The organism is Actinomadura spongiicola (genome assembly GCF_003432485.1).
GTDB classification, from domain to species: Bacteria; Actinomycetota; Actinomycetes; order Streptosporangiales; family Streptosporangiaceae; genus Spirillospora; species Spirillospora spongiicola.
Genome location: NZ_QVNQ01000005.1, coordinates 460,688 through 476,561, shown reverse-complemented (window position 1 = coordinate 476,561; position 15,874 = coordinate 460,688). Strand labels below are relative to the sequence as shown.

Annotated in this window: 14 protein-coding genes; 4 read left to right on the top strand and 10 right to left on the bottom strand. The window is 70.7% G+C overall.

All coding sequences use genetic code 11. The annotated features are described in order from the left end of the window. Positions 1-18: 18 nt before the first annotated feature. Genes D0T12_RS18695 through D0T12_RS18685 form a run of 3 tightly spaced genes read left to right on the top strand, consistent with a single transcriptional unit; the run spans position 19 to position 2,766 of the window. A complete protein-coding gene (locus D0T12_RS18695; RefSeq protein ID WP_199487530.1) occupies positions 19-1,311 on the top strand; it encodes a lysine N(6)-hydroxylase/L-ornithine N(5)-oxygenase family protein in 1,293 nt (430 codons plus the stop codon). 10 nt (positions 1,312-1,321) lie between these two features. Then, on the top strand, positions 1,322-1,567 hold the full coding sequence (locus D0T12_RS18690) for an MbtH family protein (protein ID WP_117400865.1): 246 nt from the start codon (positions 1,322-1,324) through the stop codon (positions 1,565-1,567). After that, the gene (locus D0T12_RS18685) at positions 1,564-2,766 is read left to right on the top strand and encodes a cytochrome P450 (protein WP_117400864.1); all 1,203 of its coding nucleotides are present in this window, start codon (positions 1,564-1,566) and stop codon (positions 2,764-2,766) included. The genes D0T12_RS18690 and D0T12_RS18685 overlap by 4 nt, the downstream gene beginning before the upstream one ends. 66 nt (positions 2,767-2,832) lie before the next feature. On the opposite strand, the gene D0T12_RS18680 is transcribed toward D0T12_RS18685, so the two are convergent. Next, positions 2,833-4,431: a tryptophan halogenase family protein gene (locus tag D0T12_RS18680; RefSeq protein WP_117400863.1), complete on the bottom strand. Its 1,599-nt coding sequence runs from the start codon at positions 4,429-4,431 to the stop codon at positions 2,833-2,835. 222 nt (positions 4,432-4,653) lie between these two features. Here D0T12_RS18680 and D0T12_RS18675 point away from each other — a divergent pair, with 222 nt between their 5' ends. Then, the gene (locus D0T12_RS18675; RefSeq protein WP_117400862.1) at positions 4,654-5,181 is read left to right on the top strand and encodes a flavin reductase family protein; all 528 of its coding nucleotides are present in this window, start codon (positions 4,654-4,656) and stop codon (positions 5,179-5,181) included. Between the two features lie 14 nt (positions 5,182-5,195). Here D0T12_RS18675 and D0T12_RS18670 read toward each other — a convergent pair whose 3' ends face one another. The 9 genes from D0T12_RS18670 to D0T12_RS18630 form a co-directional block, all read right to left on the bottom strand. Further along, entirely contained in the window at positions 5,196-5,969 is a 774-nt protein-coding gene (locus D0T12_RS18670) for an AfsR/SARP family transcriptional regulator (RefSeq protein WP_199487529.1), read from the bottom strand. Positions 5,970-5,999: 30 nt separating this feature from the next. Beyond that, positions 6,000-7,022, bottom strand: a complete 1,023-nt coding sequence (locus tag D0T12_RS18665) for a methyltransferase (protein WP_117400861.1) — start codon at positions 7,020-7,022, stop codon at positions 6,000-6,002. A gap of 14 nt (positions 7,023-7,036) precedes the next feature. Then, the gene (locus D0T12_RS18660; protein ID WP_117400860.1) at positions 7,037-8,227 is read right to left on the bottom strand and encodes a cytochrome P450; all 1,191 of its coding nucleotides are present in this window, start codon (positions 8,225-8,227) and stop codon (positions 7,037-7,039) included. Between the two features lie 24 nt (positions 8,228-8,251). Then, the gene (locus D0T12_RS18655; RefSeq protein WP_117400859.1) at positions 8,252-9,439 is read right to left on the bottom strand and encodes a cytochrome P450; all 1,188 of its coding nucleotides are present in this window, start codon (positions 9,437-9,439) and stop codon (positions 8,252-8,254) included. A 75-nt stretch (positions 9,440-9,514) separates the two neighbouring features. Further along, positions 9,515-12,472 carry a non-ribosomal peptide synthetase gene (locus D0T12_RS18650; protein ID WP_117400858.1) on the bottom strand — a complete coding sequence of 986 codons (2,958 nt, stop codon included), beginning with the start codon at positions 12,470-12,472 and terminating at the stop codon, positions 9,515-9,517. A 35-nt stretch (positions 12,473-12,507) separates the two neighbouring features. Beyond that, entirely contained in the window at positions 12,508-13,338 is an 831-nt protein-coding gene (locus D0T12_RS18645; RefSeq protein ID WP_117400857.1) for an SDR family oxidoreductase, read from the bottom strand. An 18-nt stretch (positions 13,339-13,356) separates the two neighbouring features. Then, entirely contained in the window at positions 13,357-14,055 is a 699-nt protein-coding gene (locus D0T12_RS18640; RefSeq protein WP_117400856.1) for a thioesterase II family protein, read from the bottom strand. 9 nt (positions 14,056-14,064) lie between these two features. Further along, on the bottom strand, positions 14,065-14,772 hold the full coding sequence (locus tag D0T12_RS18635; protein WP_117400855.1) for an FMN-binding negative transcriptional regulator: 708 nt from the start codon (positions 14,770-14,772) through the stop codon (positions 14,065-14,067). A 257-nt stretch (positions 14,773-15,029) separates the two neighbouring features. Continuing rightward, entirely contained in the window at positions 15,030-15,644 is a 615-nt protein-coding gene (locus tag D0T12_RS18630) for a response regulator transcription factor (protein WP_117400854.1), read from the bottom strand. Between the last annotated feature and the right edge of the window lie 230 nt (positions 15,645-15,874).

Sequence of the window (15,874 nt, the reverse complement as noted above, 5' to 3'; positions counted from 1 at the left end):
ACGAAGGGATACTGCCCGGTGGACGTGCCAGAACCGAGAACGTACGACGTCGCGGGCATCGGCTTCGGGCCCGCCAACCTATCGCTGGCCATCGCGCTGGACGAGCGGCCCGAGCCGATCTCGTCGGTGTTCCTCGAACGCCGGGCCTCGCTGAGTTGGCACCGCGGAATGCTGGTCCCCTCGGCGAAGATGCAGGTCTCCTTCCTGAAGGACCTCGTCACCTTCCGCAATCCCGCTTCGCCGTTCGGCTTCGTCTCCTATCTGCGCGAGGTGGGCCGGCTCGCCATGTTCGTCAACAACCAGGACTTCTTTCCGACGCGACGGGAGTTCCACGGCTACCTCGAATGGGCGGAGGCGAAGCTGCGCCCGAACGTCGTCTACGGCTCGGAGGTCGTCGCGATCCGGACGCCTCCGGGGGAGCGGGGGCCGGTGGACCGCCTGCTGGTCGAGGTGCGCGGCGACGGCCGGTCCGGCGGCACCCGGCTGGTGGAGGCGCGCAACGTCGTCGTCTCGACCGGCCTGGTTCCGAGGATGCCCGCCGGGGTCGAGGGCGACACGTCGGTATGGCACAGCTCGGAGTTCCTCGACCGGTTCCGGGCGCACGACCGCCCGATCCGCCGGGTGGCGGTCGCGGGCGGGGGCCAGAGCGCCGCCGAGATCGTCCGGTTCCTGTACGACGCGCTGCCGGAGGCGGAGATCCACGCGATCGTGCCGGCCTACGGGTACTCGATCGCGGACAGCACCCCGTTCGCCAACCAGATCTTCGACCCGGACGCGGTCGACGACTACTACGACGGGACGCCGCGGTCGCGCGACGCGTTCTGGAAATACCACAAGAACACGAACTACTCGGTGGTGGACGCCGAGGTGATCAAGGACCTCTACCGGCGCGCCTACGACGATGGGCTCGCCGGGACGAACCGGTTGCGTTTCCTCGGCCTGACCCGGGTGGTCGACGTGAAGTCCGTCCAGAACGACGTCCGCGTCACGCTGCACTCGGCGTCGCGCGACGAGAGCCACGACCTGGACGTCAACGTGCTGGTCTGCGCCACGGGCTACGACCCCATGGACCCCTGCGCGGTCCTCGGCGACCTAGCGTCCCGGTGCCCGCGCGACGACGCCGGCCGGCTCCGGGTGGACCGCGACTACCGGCTCGTCACCCCGCCCGACCTGCGGTGCGGCATCTACCTGCAGGGCGGGACCGAGCACACGCACGGGCTGTCGTCGTCGCTGCTGTCGAACCTCGCGGTCCGCAGTGGTGAGATCGCCCGTTCCATCGCGGCCGGCCTGGCCGCCCAAGAGAAAAGGTAGGGAGCCCCCCATGAGCGCCAATCCGTTCGACGCCGAGAACGGCGAGTTCTACGTGCTGGTGAACGACGAGGACCAGCATTCGCTGTGGCCGACGTTCGCCGACGTTCCCGACGGCTGGCGGGTCGTGTTCGGTGCCGCGCGCCGCCGCGAGTGCCTGGACTACGTCGAGGAGAACTGGGTCGACATGCGCCCCCGGAGCCTGCGCGAGGCCATGGCGAGGGAGGACGCCGGTGCCTCCGGCGGGACCGATCGATGACCTCTCTCGCCGCCCGGTGGGGCATCCACCCCGGCCAGTTCTGGCTGTACGGCCGCCCGCCCGAGCACGCGGTGCGGTACGACGAGGAGATGGACGCGTGGAACGTCTACGGCCACGCCGAGGTCCTTGAGGCGCTGAGCCTTCCCGGCGTCTTCTCGTCGGCGGAGACGGCCCGGCTGATGCCCGACAACGCCGAGGACGCGTTCACCGAGGGCGACCTGCTCCAGATGGACCCGCCGGACCACCGCTGGCTGCGCAACGTGGTCAGTCACGCGTTCACGCCGAAGGTCGTGGCCGACCTGGAGCCGCGGATCACCCGGCTCGCCCGCGAACTGCTCGACGCGGTGGCGGGAGCGGAGGAGTTCGATCTCATGACGGCGCTCGCCTACCCGCTGCCGGTGACCGTGGTGGCCGAACTGCTGGGCATCCCGGCCGCGGACCAGCACCTGTTCGAGGGCTGGATGACCGGCGTGGTGGGCGAGATGGGCGGCACGTCGCTCGCCGACAGCGCCGAGGAGCAGGAGCGCGCCTTCGGCGCCGCGATGGAGCACATGCGCGCGATGCTCGGCTACCTGCGCGAGCACATCGCCGAATGTCGGCGCGGCCCCCGGGACGACCTTCTCGGCGGGCTCCTGGCGGCCGAGTTGAACGGGCGGCGGCTGAGCGACGAGCACATCGTGGGGTTCGCCAAGATGCTGCTCATCGCCGGGTACCTGTCGACGACGATGCTGATCGGCAACACGATGCTGTGCCTCGACCACTTCCCCGATCAGATGGCTCGCGTGCGCGCGGACCGGGCACTGGTGCCGGGGCTGGTGGAAGAGTCGCTGCGCTACCTGAGTCCCGTCGCGGCGACCTATCGCGCCACCGCCGCCGAGGTGCGCCTGGCCGGACGGCGAATCCCGGCCGGAAAGATGGTGCTGGTGTGGTTCGGAGCGGCGAACCGCGACGCGCGGGTCTTCGCCGACCCGATGGCGTTCGACCCGGCCCGCACGCCCAATCCCCAACTGGGGTTCGGGCGCGGCATCCACTTCTGCCTTGGCGCTCCGCTGGCCAGGATGGAGGGCCGGGTGGCGTTGAACGAGTTGTTCGACCGGTACTCGGAGATCCACGCCGACCCGGACAAGCCGCCCACGTTCATGCAGGCGCCGGACACCACCGGCGTCACCTCGCTGCCGATTCGCGTCCGCCCGTGCTGATCGCCCGCCGGCGGCGCCGCGAGGCGCCGCCGGCGGGGTCGGTCCGATCCGGTGCGGGTTGCCCGGCTACTCTCCGCCGTGCAGCCGGCGCAGGTATTCGTAGGTGGACGGCAGGCTCTCGGAAAGCTCCGCCTGTCGCCGTTTGACATCGGTGAAGACGGCCTCCGCCGTGTCGGCGGCGTCCGGCCGCAGGGACAGCGCCGGCAGCGGATGATCGGGCAGGACGCCGAGGCCCGCGAAGACGCAGTAGTAGTTGGAGTTGTTCCAGAAGTTGCGGAACTCGGCCTCGAAGTTGCCGTAGTAGTTGTTCTCGTCGGCCACCGGCGTCTCCACCGGAAGGCCGGCCTTGTACATGGCCACCTTCTCCTTGAAGTCGTCGGCGAACTCCAACTCCTTGCAGGTTCGCCAGAACGGCGTGTCGTCGCGGGGCGCGAAGCCGAAGTGTGCCTGGATGAAATCGCGCGTGTCGTCGAACATCTTCTCGATCTCGTGGTTGAACCGGTCGATGAGGATCGGCTCGAACCGCTTGTCCGGGAAGTGCTTCACCAGCTGGTAGAGGGCCGCGTAGGTGAAGTAGATGCCGGTGGACTCCAGCGGTTCCAGGAAGCACGAGGAAAGCCCGATGCCGACGCAGTTGCGCACCCAGGCCCGCCGGTTGCGGCCCACCCGGAACCTGATCTGGTTGAGCGGCTGGTCCTCCGGGTCGAGGCCCCACATCCGGCAGAACTCCACCGTGGCCTCGTCCTGCGACTGGAACCGGCTGGAGTAGACGTATCCGGTGCCGAACCTGCCGAGCATGGGGATCTTCCACGTCCAGCCGGACGACATCGCGATGGCCGATGTGTAGGGCTCGACGCCGTCGGCCGCGTCGTCGTTCTTGACCGCCGTGGCCACCGCGCTGTCGTTGAGCAGGTAGTCGCTCATGTCCAGGAACGGCTCGCGCATGGCCTGATTCATCAGCAGACTACGGAAGCCGGAGCAGTCGACGAACAGGTCGCCCTCCAGCCGCCGGCCGGTCTCGGTGTTGATCGCCGTGACGAACCCGCGGTGGTCGAACTCGGCATGGGTGTAGAGGTCCTGGACGTGCGCCACCTCAAGCTTGCCGGTCGCGAAGCGGCACAGGAACTCCGCGACGAGGTTCGCGTCGAAATGCCAGGCGTAGTTGGCCCACTTCGTGCCGTCGAGGAAGCGCGGGGACAGGTTGGCGTCCATGACGGCCGGCTGCGGATAACAGGCGCGGTCGAAGGGCTCGTCGGTGGCCCCGGTGAGCTTCCGGTACGCCCAGTAGTGGGACAGCGGCAGGTTCTCGTGGTCGGGCAGGAGCCCGAAGAGATGATCGAAGCGGTCGGGGCGGCCGTCCGACCCACGGCGCGCGAGGGCCTCGCCGGCGCCCGGGGTGCGCCAGTTGAGGAACCTGATGCCGAGCTTGAAGGAGGCGTTGCATTCCCGCATCCACTCGTCTTCGGAGAGGCCGAGGAAGTCGAAGAAGACCTTGTGGAGGTTGGGGACGGTGGCCTCGCCGACGCCGATCCGAGGGACCGCGGGAGCCTCGAGGACCGTGACGCTCACGGTGGGGCCCAGTGCTTTGCCCAGATAGCACGCGGCCATCCAGCCCGCGGTTCCGCCGCCCAGGATCACGACTTTCCGAATCCGAGTGTCGTCCATTGGACGCTCCTTCTCCCGATCGTTGGGAAATGGGATTCAAATGCCCTCATGTTCGCATGGCCGGTCACATATTTTCTATTTTTCCAGGGTCCGTTCCGTAGGGTGCCGCGGCCCGGGCGCCGCACTCGCCGGAGTAGAGAAGTGTCTGGGCCATGGCGTATTCATAGAGGTCCGATGGACCGTTGTGCGATCGTTGGGCAACGCCGTTGAAATGAGGGCGCAATGACGGAATCGATCGGCATGGTCGGCCGCGTGGCCGGGGCGGCGGCCAGGGGCGAAGAGTTTCGCGCGATGATGGGCGCCTTCCCGACGGGTGTCGCCGTCGTCACCGCGCTCGACGGCGCGGGCCGGCCCTGGGGGATGACCTGCTCGTCGCTGTGCAGCGTCACGCTCGACCCGCCGACACTGCTGGTCTGCCTGCGCGGGGAGAGCCCGACGCTGGCGGCCGTGCTGGAGCGCGGCGAGTTCGCGGTGAACCTGCTGCACGACGGCGCGCAGTGGACCGCCGAGCTGTTCGCCTCGGGCGCCCGTGACCGCTTCGACCGCGTGGCCTGGCACTTCGACGGCGGCTGCGCCGGGCCGCACCTCCGGCGGGACGCGCATTCCGTCGCCGACTGCCGGGCCCGTACGCCCCTCCGGGTCGGAGACCACGTCGTGGTGTTCGGTGAGGTTCGCGGCGTCACCCGCGGAACGCCTCGCCCGCCGCTGCTCCACGGGCTGCGCCGCTACACCGCGTGGCCGCACGCGTGACGGTTCTCCGCGGCTCAGACCGCCGTCAGGTCGGCGGGGCTCCGGAGGGCGGGGTCGGCCGTCAGGATGGCCCGGTGCACCTCGCGGAGCAGCTGCCCCGGCTCGACGCCGAGTTCCTCGGCGAGCATCCGCCTGCTGCGGTCGAAGATCGCCAGCGCGTCGGCCTGCCGGTCGCACCGGTACAGCGCCGTCATGAGCTGGGCCTGGAAGCGTTCCCGCAGCGGGTAGCGCGCCGCCAGCCTGATCAGTTCGGGCAGCGCCTGCGCGTGCCGGCCGAGGGCGAGGTCGGCCTCGAACAGGGCTCCCAGCGCGAACAGGCGGGCCTCCTCGATCCGCGGTCCCTCGGCGCCGGCCAGTCGTTCGGAGACGTTGGCGAGGGCGGGCCCGCGCCACAGCGCCAGCGCGTCGCGCAACAGGCCGCCCGCTTCGCCGTACCGGCCCGCCCGCAGCGCCGCCTGTCCGTTCGCGCTCAGCCGCTCGAAGTCGAGCAGGTCGAAACGGGCCGGGCCGATCCGCATCTGGTACCCGGGCGAGCGGCGGACGATGCTGGCCTCCGGCCCCAGGATCTTGCGGAGCCGCGACATGTGGTTGTAGAGCTGCGCGTTGCGCGTCGCGGGCGGGTGGGCGCCCCACAGCAGCGCACTGAGCTCGCTGTCGGACAGGAAATTACCGTGAGCCAGGAGCAGAGCGGCGAGGGCCGTCCGCTGCTTGGTTCCGTCCAGGGACACCTCGGTGTCGCCGTCCCGTACCTCCACGGGACCCAGAATCCGGTACTCCATCTCTCCCATCCCCCTCTCGTGCCCGATGGCGGCGCGGTCTCAGCGCGCGGGTTCGGTCTCGATGACGTTGTAGTCGGGCAGCCCGTCGGCGGCCGGTACGGCGATCGTCGCGAGATGCGTCAGCCCCGCCGCCTCGACGAGCCGCCGGTACTCCTCGGCGGTGCGTTCGCGGCCGCCGGTGTAGACCAGGTTGTTGAGGTCGGTCAGCCCGTAGGAGGCGGAGTCGGCGGACGTGAGGACCGGCGGCATCACGGTCTCCAGCAGGAGCAGCCGGGCCTCCGGCGCCATGGCGGCCCGGCAGGCGGCGAGGAGCGCGGTCGCGGAGTCGTCGTCGACGTCGCGGACCAGATGGTTGATCAGGTAGGCGTCGGCGCCGGGCGGCACCGGTCCGGCCGGGTCGCGTTCGACGACCTCGCAGCGGCCGCCGACCCCGGCCGCCTCCAGTGTGGCGAGCGCGTCGCCGCGCGCCTCCGGCAGGTCGTACAGGACGCCGTGGAGGCCGGGCGTGGCCGCCAGGAGCGCGGCCATGAGCGCGCCCCCGTCGCCGCCCAGATCCGCGATCGTCCCGAACCTGGAGAAGTCATAGACCTTGGTGAGACCGCTGCTGAACTCCCCTGTGGCGTGTGCCTTGGCCGTGCGGTACAGGGCTGACAGGCGTGGATCGCGCAGGGCGGCTTCGTGCGCCGTCAGCCCGGTGGCGGGGTCCCGCCATGGCTCGCCCGTTCGGACGACCCGGGTGAGCGCACCCCACGCCTGCCACAGTTCCGGCGTGATGGACAGCAGGACGTGGTCGCGGAAGGAACCGGGCTCTGCCGTCCGCAGCGCGCCGCCGGCCTCGGTGAGCGCGAAGCGGTCGGCGTCGACCTGCTCGACCAGGCCGAGGCCGACCAGGGCCCGCAGGAGGCGGCGCAGCGCGGCCGGTTCCGTCCCGGTCCGTTCGGCGACCTTCACGTGCCCGTGCGGGCCGTCCGCGAGCGCGTCGGCGATGCCGAGCTCCGCGGTGGCGTAGAGGATCTGCGCGGGCACATAGCCGGACACCATCGCGGGCAGTTGGGCTTCCATCGTCGCCTTCCTGGTCAGGTGGTGCGGAGGGGGAGCCGGTTGACGCCGATCATGTCCGGCGTGTCGAAGAAGCCGGGCGGGGACGCCGGGTCCGTCCGCAGCGCCGGGAAGCGGTCGAGCAGGGCGTTGAGGGCGATGCGGCCTTCGAGGCGGGCCAGGCCGGCGCCGATGCAGAAGTGGATGCCCCAGCCGAAACCGAAATGCGGGTTGGGATCGCGGGCGGGATCGTAGCGCCCGGGGTCGGTGAACTCCCGCGGGTCACGGTTGCCCGCGCCCAGCCACAGGAAGATCAGCTGGTCCTTCGGTATGCGTTGCCCGCCGATCTCGGCCTCGGTCTCGGTGGCCCGGGTGAGGACCGTCGACGGCGGCAGCAGCCGCAGGGCCTCCTCGATGGCGCCGGGCACCAGGGCGCGGTCCGCGCGCACCCGTTCGGCCTGTTCGGGGTAGGCGTCCAGGCACAGCACGGTGTTGCCGAGGACCATAGAGGTGGTGATGTGCCCCGTGATCAGCATGATGTTGGCGATGTTGACCGCCTCGTTGTCGGTGAGCCGCTCGCCGTCGATCTCGGCGGTGGCCAGCTGCGTCATCAGGTCCTCACGGGGATGGCGGCGGCGCTCGGCGATGTGGCCGGCGAGGTACTCCAGCAGGGGCTGCAGCCGCTCGGTGCCCTCCCGGATGTCCTCCGCCCCCTGCTCGGTGTCGAGCGAGGAGAACCCGCTGAAGCTCTCGATGACGTTGTCCGCCCAGCCCTTGAACATGTCCCGGTCGCTCGCGGGAACGCCGAGCAGTTCGGCGATGACGATGACGGGCAGCGGGTAGGCGAGGTCGGCGACCAGCTCGATCTCGGGCTTGCCTTCGACGCCGTCGAGCAGCCCCTCGGTGATCGCGGTGATGCGCGGCTCCATGGCCGCGATGAGCTTGGGGGAGAAGGCCGGGGTGAGCAGCTTGCGGAACTTGCGGTGCTGCGGCGGGTCCATCTGGGAGAGATCGCCCTCGATGAGCGAAGCCTCGACGCTGACCGGAAGCAGCCGGGCCGTGCCGGACGAGAAGGTGCGGTGGTCGCCGAGCATCTCCCGGCATTCGGCGTACCCGTAGACGTTCCACAGCCCATCGGACTCGTCGAACACGATGGCCCGCTCGGCGCGCTCGCCACGCAGCCAGCGGTGCTCGGGGTGGACGTCCCAGCGGTCGACGACCGTGGTCATGACGTTTCTCCTTCCGCCGGCGGGTCAGGCGACCAGCACGGGCATGCTGTCCATGCCGCCGGCGTCGGCGATCTGGATGAACGAGGGCGGGCGGTCGGGGTCGGTGCGCAACTCGGGGAAGCGGTCCATCAGGACGTTCACCGCGATCCTCGCCACCATCCGCCCGAGCCGCCGCCCCACGCAGAAGTGGACGCCGCGCCCGAAACCGAGGTGGGGGTTGGGCGTCCGCGCGGGGTCGAAGGCGTGCGGGTCGTCGAACACGCGCTCGTCCCGGTTCGCCGCTCCGTTCCACACCATGACGAGCTGGTCCTTGGGGATGCGGGTGCCGGCCACGACGACATCGGTGGTGGTGGCCTTGCCGACCGTCGAGATCGGGGAGAGGAACCGGAGCGACTCCTCGATCATGGTCGCCAGCAGGGAGCGGTCCGCGCGCACCCGCGCCGCCTGCTCGGGGAAGGCGTCCAGGATCAGCATGGTGTTGCTGAGGAGCATCGACGTGCTGTGGTGACCATTGATCACCAGCCGGTTGGCGATGTTGAACACCTCGGTCTCGGTCAGCCGCTCGCCCCCGACCTCCGCCCGCACCAGGTGGCTGAGGAGGTCGTCGCCCGGCCGCCGGCGGCGCACGTCCGCCAGGCCGGTCCAGTACTCGCGCATCTCCCGCAGCAGGTCGAAGGCCCGCTGCAGCTCGTGCGGCTTCTCGACGGCGGCCTCGGGCGGTTCGAAGTCCTCGGAGTCGTCCACCATCCGGTGGGACCAGTCGTGGATGCGGGCGCGGTCCTCGCGCGGCACGCCCAGCAGTTCGCAGATCACGGTCAGCGGCAGCGGCGTCGACAGCTCCGACACCAGATCGAAACCGTCCCTGCCGTCCAGTTCGTCGAGCATTTCGTGGACGAGCGCCTCGACCCGCGCCTCCAGGCCGGCCACCAGGTTCGGGGTGAACGCGTACTCCACGAGCCCGCGCACCTTCCGGTGTTCGGGAGGATCCATCTGGGAGAAGTCGCCGGCGCAGATGTCCGCGGGTAGTTCGATCGGGTCCAGCCGTCCGCAGTCGTTGGAGTACACCGTGGGCTGGGTGAGTATCTCGACCGCCTCCGGATAGCCGTAGACGTTCCACATTTTCAGCTCGTCGTCGTAATCGACGATCTGCTCCGGGCGCCCGCCATGTATCCAGACGTGCTTGGGATGGACATGCCAATCTTCAACGCGCATTTCCGAGTACGACCTTTCATGGGAGGTTCCGGAAATTCGAGTCACGGTCGATGGTTCAGCGGCGCTTTCCCCATGTCAAGGAATCGCTTCGGCCTCCTCGCCGCGGCGCCGCGCTTCCACCAGGCTGATGAGGCGGTGAGCCGTCGAGTTGGCGTAGAAGTCCCGGACGCTGATCTCGGGCAGTCCCTTTTCGCGCATGGCGGTGATGGCCTGGAGCACCAGCAGGGAATTGCCGCCCAGTTCGAAGAAGTTGTCGTCGCCGGTCACGGCGACGCCCAGGCAGCGGCTCCAGATGCCGAGGATCTCCGCCGCGGGGCCGCCGGGGCCGATCCCACCGTTCGGTCCCTCCGCGCCGCCGTCCGGGCCGTCCATCCGGCCGGTCGGCGCGGGGACCGGGCGGGCGGCGGGCGGCGGGAGCCGTGCCAGGTCCGGTTTGCCGTTGGCGGTGAGCGGGATCTCCGGGATCGCGGTGAGCGTCGCCGGCACCATGTAGTCGGGCAGGACCCGGCGGACGTCGGCGAGGACGTGCCGCGGATCGCAGGTCTCGGCGAGCACGACGTACCCGTCGACGCGGGTGCCCGCGGGATCGTCCGCGGGCGCCCGGCGAACGGTGACCACGGCCGCGACCACCCGGGGATCGGCGGCCAGCGCCGACCGTATCTCCCCGAGTTCGACACGGTGGCCGCGGATCTTGACCTGGTCGTCGAGCCGCCCCAGGTGCTCCAGGCGGCCGTCGGGGAGCAGCCGGCCCCTGTCGCCGCTGCGGTAGAGCCGCTCGCCGGTGACGCCGTCGGGGACGAACCGCTCCGCCGTCAGCCCGGGCCTGCCCAGATAGCCGTCCGCGACTCCGGCGCCGCCGACGTGGATCTCGCCTGCCGCGCCCGGAGGCAGCACCCGCCCGCGCAGGTCGCGGACGGAGATCGTCCAGCCGGGCAGCGCCCGCCCGACCGACCGGGAGCCGGCGACCGCGTCGGCGGGGGTGACCGGATGCGCGGTGACGTGCACGGTCGTCTCGGTGATCCCGAACATGTTCACCACTCGGCACCGCGCCGGGGAGTACCGGGCGAACCAGGGGGCGAGGAGGCGCGCGTCCAGCGGCTCGCCGCCGAAGACCAGCAGCCGGACGGAGAGGTCGTCCCGGGCCCGCCGGTCCGCCCGGACCAGGTGAGAGAAGGCCGACGGGGTCTGGTTGAGTATCGTGATCCGCTGCTCGGCGAGCAGGCTCCGGAAGGCGTCCGCGTCGCGTGCCGTCCAGTACGGGACGACGACGAGCCGCCCGCCGGTGAGGAGGCAGCCCCAGATCTCCCACACCGAGAAGTCGAACGCGCTGGAATGGAAGAGCGTCCAGACGTCGCCCGTGCCGAGCGCGAAGTCCTCGGCGGTGGCGTCCAGAAGGGCGCCCACGTTCCGGTGCGGAACGACCACCCCCTTGGGGCGGCCCGTCGACCCTGACGTGTAGATCACGTAGGCGGGATCGTCGGCGGACCGGTCGTCGGGGCCGGCGGAGCCGCCGCCCGCGCCGGCGCCACCGTTCTCACCCAGGTCCTCGAGGTCGCCGAGGCTGAACGCCCGGACGCCGGGGATCGCCGGGAGGCTTCCGGAGCCGGCGATGACCACCGGGAGCCCGGCGTCGTCGGTGACGTACCCCAGCCGCTCCCGTGGATGGTGCGGGTCCATGGGAACGTACGCGTGCCCGGCCTTGAGGACGCCGAGCATGGCGATGATGAGGGACGCGTCGCGCTCCAGGCACACGCCGACCCGGCCGGCCGGGGGAAGCCCGAGGGCGCGCAGTCCGGCCGCGACGGCATCCGCTCGCTCGTCGAGCCGCCGGTAGGTGAGCGTCCCCCCGTCGTCCACGACCGCCACGACGTCCGGCCTCCGGCGCGCCATCTCCTCGAATCGCCGGTCGATGCGCGTGCCGCCGGTGCGGGAAGGCGGTCCGGCGCTTCCGCCGAGCCGCAGGACCCTGGCCGTCTCGCCCGCGTCCATGAGGGGGATCGTGGCCAGCGCCGGTGCTCCGGGAGCCTTCGCGAACCGGTGGGCGAGCCGCTCGACACACGCGCGGAAGGTCGCGGAGACCGCTCCTTCGCCGACCCAGCAGCACGCCTCCGGCGGGCCGTCGTGCCGCTGGGCGACCTGCACGGTCAAGGGGAACGGCGGTGCGAGGAAGGGCAGGTGGACGCGGTCGGCGGGACCGCTGGAGAACACGACGCCGAGTTCGGGGAAGGGCTCTCCCGAGCTGGACGCCGAGCCGGATGCGCCGCCGCGGGCGGCGTCGAGTGCGGCGCCGACCCGGGCGAGAAAGCGCGTCGTGCCTTCCTCCTCGTCGATCGGGTTCATCTCCACGACGGCCGGTTCGTACCGGTGGCCGTCCGTGTCGATCAGTCCCAGCCGCGCGGTCCCCTCGCCCGAGTACCTGGATTGAGCGAGGGCGAGGGCACCGACCAGCACACGCTCCAGGCCGGGGTGGAGCCGGGGCAGGTCGAGCGGGCGGACATCGACCGTCCCGGCGCGGCCTGGATCGCCGAGTTTCCGGTCGAGGCGGGACCACCACGGCGTCCCGGGCTCGACCGGCGGGACGGACGGCGCCACCGGTGGCGCTCCGCCGGACGCCACGTCGACGATCTCGTCGAGTACGGCACGGGGAACCCGGGAGCGGAGGGCCACGAGCACGAGGTCCGCGGAGCCGTCGGAATACCGCAGCAGCACCGCGCGCAGTGGGGAGCGCTCGTCGTGTACCGGGCGCAGCGCCTCGCGTCGCATCCGCTCACGGCTCGCCGGCGCGTCGTACGGCGCCGGGACGCGGGTCTCCCAGAGGCGTGCCCAGGTCGGGCCGAGCCAGCTCCGCAGCACGCCGTCCAACCGGCCGGCGGCCAGAGGGGCGGGTGGCGGGCCGGGCAGCCGCGCGATGAGGGCGTGGCAGGCGCGGCCCTCCGCGGGAAGCGGCCGGCGGAACGCCGCCACCCGTGCGAGCGAGGCCGCGGGCGGCACGTCCTGGCAGGCCGGGTCCGTGGGTGCCGTGGTCGTCGCCATGTTCGATCCCCTGCCCTGTCGGAGCGGATGCGCGGTCATCTGCTGGTGAACCCCGCGTCGACGGTCAGTACCGTGCCGGTCACCCGGCATGAGCCGTCGCCGGTCAGCCACAGCGCGGCGCTCGCGACGTCGCCGGGCTCGACGAGCGCGTTCATCGGCTGGTCACGCAGGAAGACCTGCTCGTACTCCTCGTCCGGCAGCTTCAGCGAACGCGCGATCTCCACGAGCATCCGGCCCTCGACCAGCGGGTCGTCGCGCACTGAGCCGGGGCACAGCGCGTTGACCCGCACCCGGTGCGGCGCGTAGTCCAGCGCCGCCGCCTTGGTCAGCCCGATGAGCCCGTGCTTGGCGGCCACGTAACCGCTGAAATGGCGGTAGCCGACGAGCCCCGCCGTCGAGGAGACGTTGACGATGCTCCCGCTCCGGCGTTCCACCATGCCCGGCGCCACGGCTTTGATCATCCGCCAGGCGCCGGACAGGTCCACGTCGAGCATCAGCGCCCAGTCGGCCTCGCTCATCTCGTGGACCGCGACGCCCGCCGGCGCCGCGATGCCCGCGTTGTTGACCAGACCGTCGATGGCGCCGAAGCGCTCCAGCGCCGCGCCGACCGCGGCCGGGACCCCGGTCGGGTCGCGCACGTCGACCGCCGCGGTGACGACCGCGGCACCGTCCGCTTCGCAGAGCTCGGCGGTGTGGGCGAGCTGCTCGCGTGCGCCCAGCGGATAGCCCACGCCCACCAGGTCCTCGCCGATGTCGAAGAGCGCGAGGTCGGCGCCCTCGCGGGCGAACCGGACGGCGCATTCGCGGCCGATCCCGCGGGCGGCACCCGTGATCACGATGGCCCTGCCCTCCAGTGACCTGCTCATGAGCCCGTGTCCGCCGGCCTAGTCGCGGGCGAGGGCGCGCAGGAGCACGTCCGGTGCGTCGGCCAGGTACATGTGACCCCCGGGGAGTTCCCGGTAGGAGAACGGCCCCCAAGTGATCTTGCGCCACTCCCGCGCTTCCCGCGCGGTCACGAGGGCGTCGTCGGCGCCGCGCAACGAGGTCACCGGAACGTCGAGCGGCTCGTTGGAGGACGGCTTGTAGTTCTCGTGCATGGCGACGTCCGCGCGCAACGCGGGCAGGAGCAACTCCCGTAGCGAGGGGTCGTCGAAGGCCGCGTGCCGGTAACCGGCGAACTCCTGGACGCGTTTAAGGAACTCCTCGTCGCCGAGACCCGTCGCCCGGTCGTCGCGCCCGGTCCAGGGGCCGGGGGAGCCGCTGACGTACAGGTGGGCGAGACCGGGCCGGCCGAGCCGGCGGAGCTCACGGGCGATCTCGTACGACAGCACGGCTCCGAGGCTGTGACCGAAGATCGCGAACTGGGGGGCGCCCGCGATGAGCTCGGCGACCCGGGGGGCGAGGCTCGCCGCGGCATCGGCCACATCGGTGAACGGTTCCTCGGAGAAGAGCTCCTCACGGCCCGGCAACTGCACCGGGACCACGGGGACCCCGTGGCCCGGCCTCCTGCTCCAGGCGCGGTAGAAGCCCGCCCCGCTCCCCGCGAAGGGGAGGCAGACCAGTGGACGTGGTTCTGCGGTCATGGTTCCTCGCTAGTCCGTGCGCGGAAGGGACGGCGGGGCAGGGGAGGAGCAGGCCTCGGCGAGGTCGCCGGCCTTTGGCTCCAGGCGGTCCATCAGCGACGCGATGGCGCGGTGGTGGGTGCACGCCCGCTGCGCGAACGCGTCCCGCACACGCCCGCGGATCTGCGGGGACTGCTCCTGGCTGAGCTTGAACATCCCGTCGGCCCGGGTGACCGCCACCCGGAAGGCACCCACACCGGGCAGGATCCGCCGGAAGTACCCGAGGGAATCCGTCATGGACCACCCGGCCCCGAACCGGCTCTCGAATGTCCGTACGGTCTCCAGAACCGTCGCCAGGGTCTCGTCGGCGCTGTCGACCTTGTGCAGCGTTCCGTGCGCGTGGACGGCGGTGAAGTCCCAGGTGGGCGCGGTGGGCGTGGATCCGTACACGGCGGGCGACACATAGGCGTGCGGCCCGGTGAACGCGACCACCACGGGAGCGGCCGTTCCCAGTGCGCTCCAGTGGGGGTTCTCCCTATTCATGTGGCCCCACAACGTGAGTCCGCTCAGATCGCCGGGGGGCCGGGACGCGTGCGGATCCACGATGATCGGCACATGAGTCATCCAGGGCGGTTCCGGTCCCTTTCCGTTGCTCACCAATTGAGCCAGGGGATTCCCGTGGACCAGGTCATGCATCCAGGACTCGTCGGGTTCGCGGTAGGCGTGAGGAACGAACATGGGACGCTCCTTCTGTTCTCCCGGACGGCTGGTCCTCCTGTTCGTCCATAAGGATCCGCCGCTTTGTCCTGGCGACGGGACAAGAGGCCGTGTGAGCCGGGGAGAGCGATGTCGACGGTCAGCATCCGGTGCGGGCTCCGGTCGAGGTGACCGATTCTTCTGGTACTCGTGAACGCGGTCACCGTACTGCTGAAGGCGACGATTGACCATAGTACGGGGGGAAGGGCGGTCGGAGCGCCGTGGACAGCCGGGATCGGTCAGGATATCCAGCCGGCCTCGGTGGCAATGCGGACGGCGTCCACCTTGTTACGCGCGTTCAGTTTCGACACCACTGCTGTCAGGTAATTGCGTATGGTGCCGACGGATAACTGAAGGGCGGCGGCTATCTCGATGGGCTCGGCCCCCTGCGCGACATGCTTCAGGACCTCGACCTCGCGGCCCGACAGGGGATTGTCGCCGGCCGCCCAGGCGAGCGTGGCCAGCTGCGGGTCCATGAAGTGCCGGCCCGAGGCGATCTCGCGGACGGCCTCCGCGAGGCGTTCCGAAGGAGCGGTCTTGAGCAGGACACCTGCCACTTTGGCGGCGAGCGCCCGTCTCGCGACGCCAGGTCGAGCCAGCCCGGTCAGGATCATCGTTCGACACGAGGGGAGCGTCTCGTGCATCCTGGCCGCGAGTGACAGGCCGTCGACGCTCGAAATGTCGAGCTCCATGATCGCTACGTCGGGCCGGCACTCCCGGGCGGACGGGATGACGAGATCGCCGCGCCCCACGCTGGCCACCACGCTGAGATCGGGTTCGGTTTCGAGCAGGGCGACGAGAGCCCCGCGGACCATGTGCTGGTCGTCGGCGACGAGCACTTTCAATGCCCGCATTGTGCACCTTCTGGCTCAGTAGGACTGCTGATGTTAAAAGCGACACTGAATTGCGGGCGACTGGAAAGTCGTGTGTGCGCGCGGCTACGGTCCGCGATGTATTCGAGCGGTCGCGCCGCTGGCATGCCGAATGACTCGGCATGCGCCGGCCAAGTGGATTTCGGCCTCGACACCATAGTGTTTCCCCGTGGCAACGGCACTTTCGGTGGCTCAGGGGATACCCTCCGTAA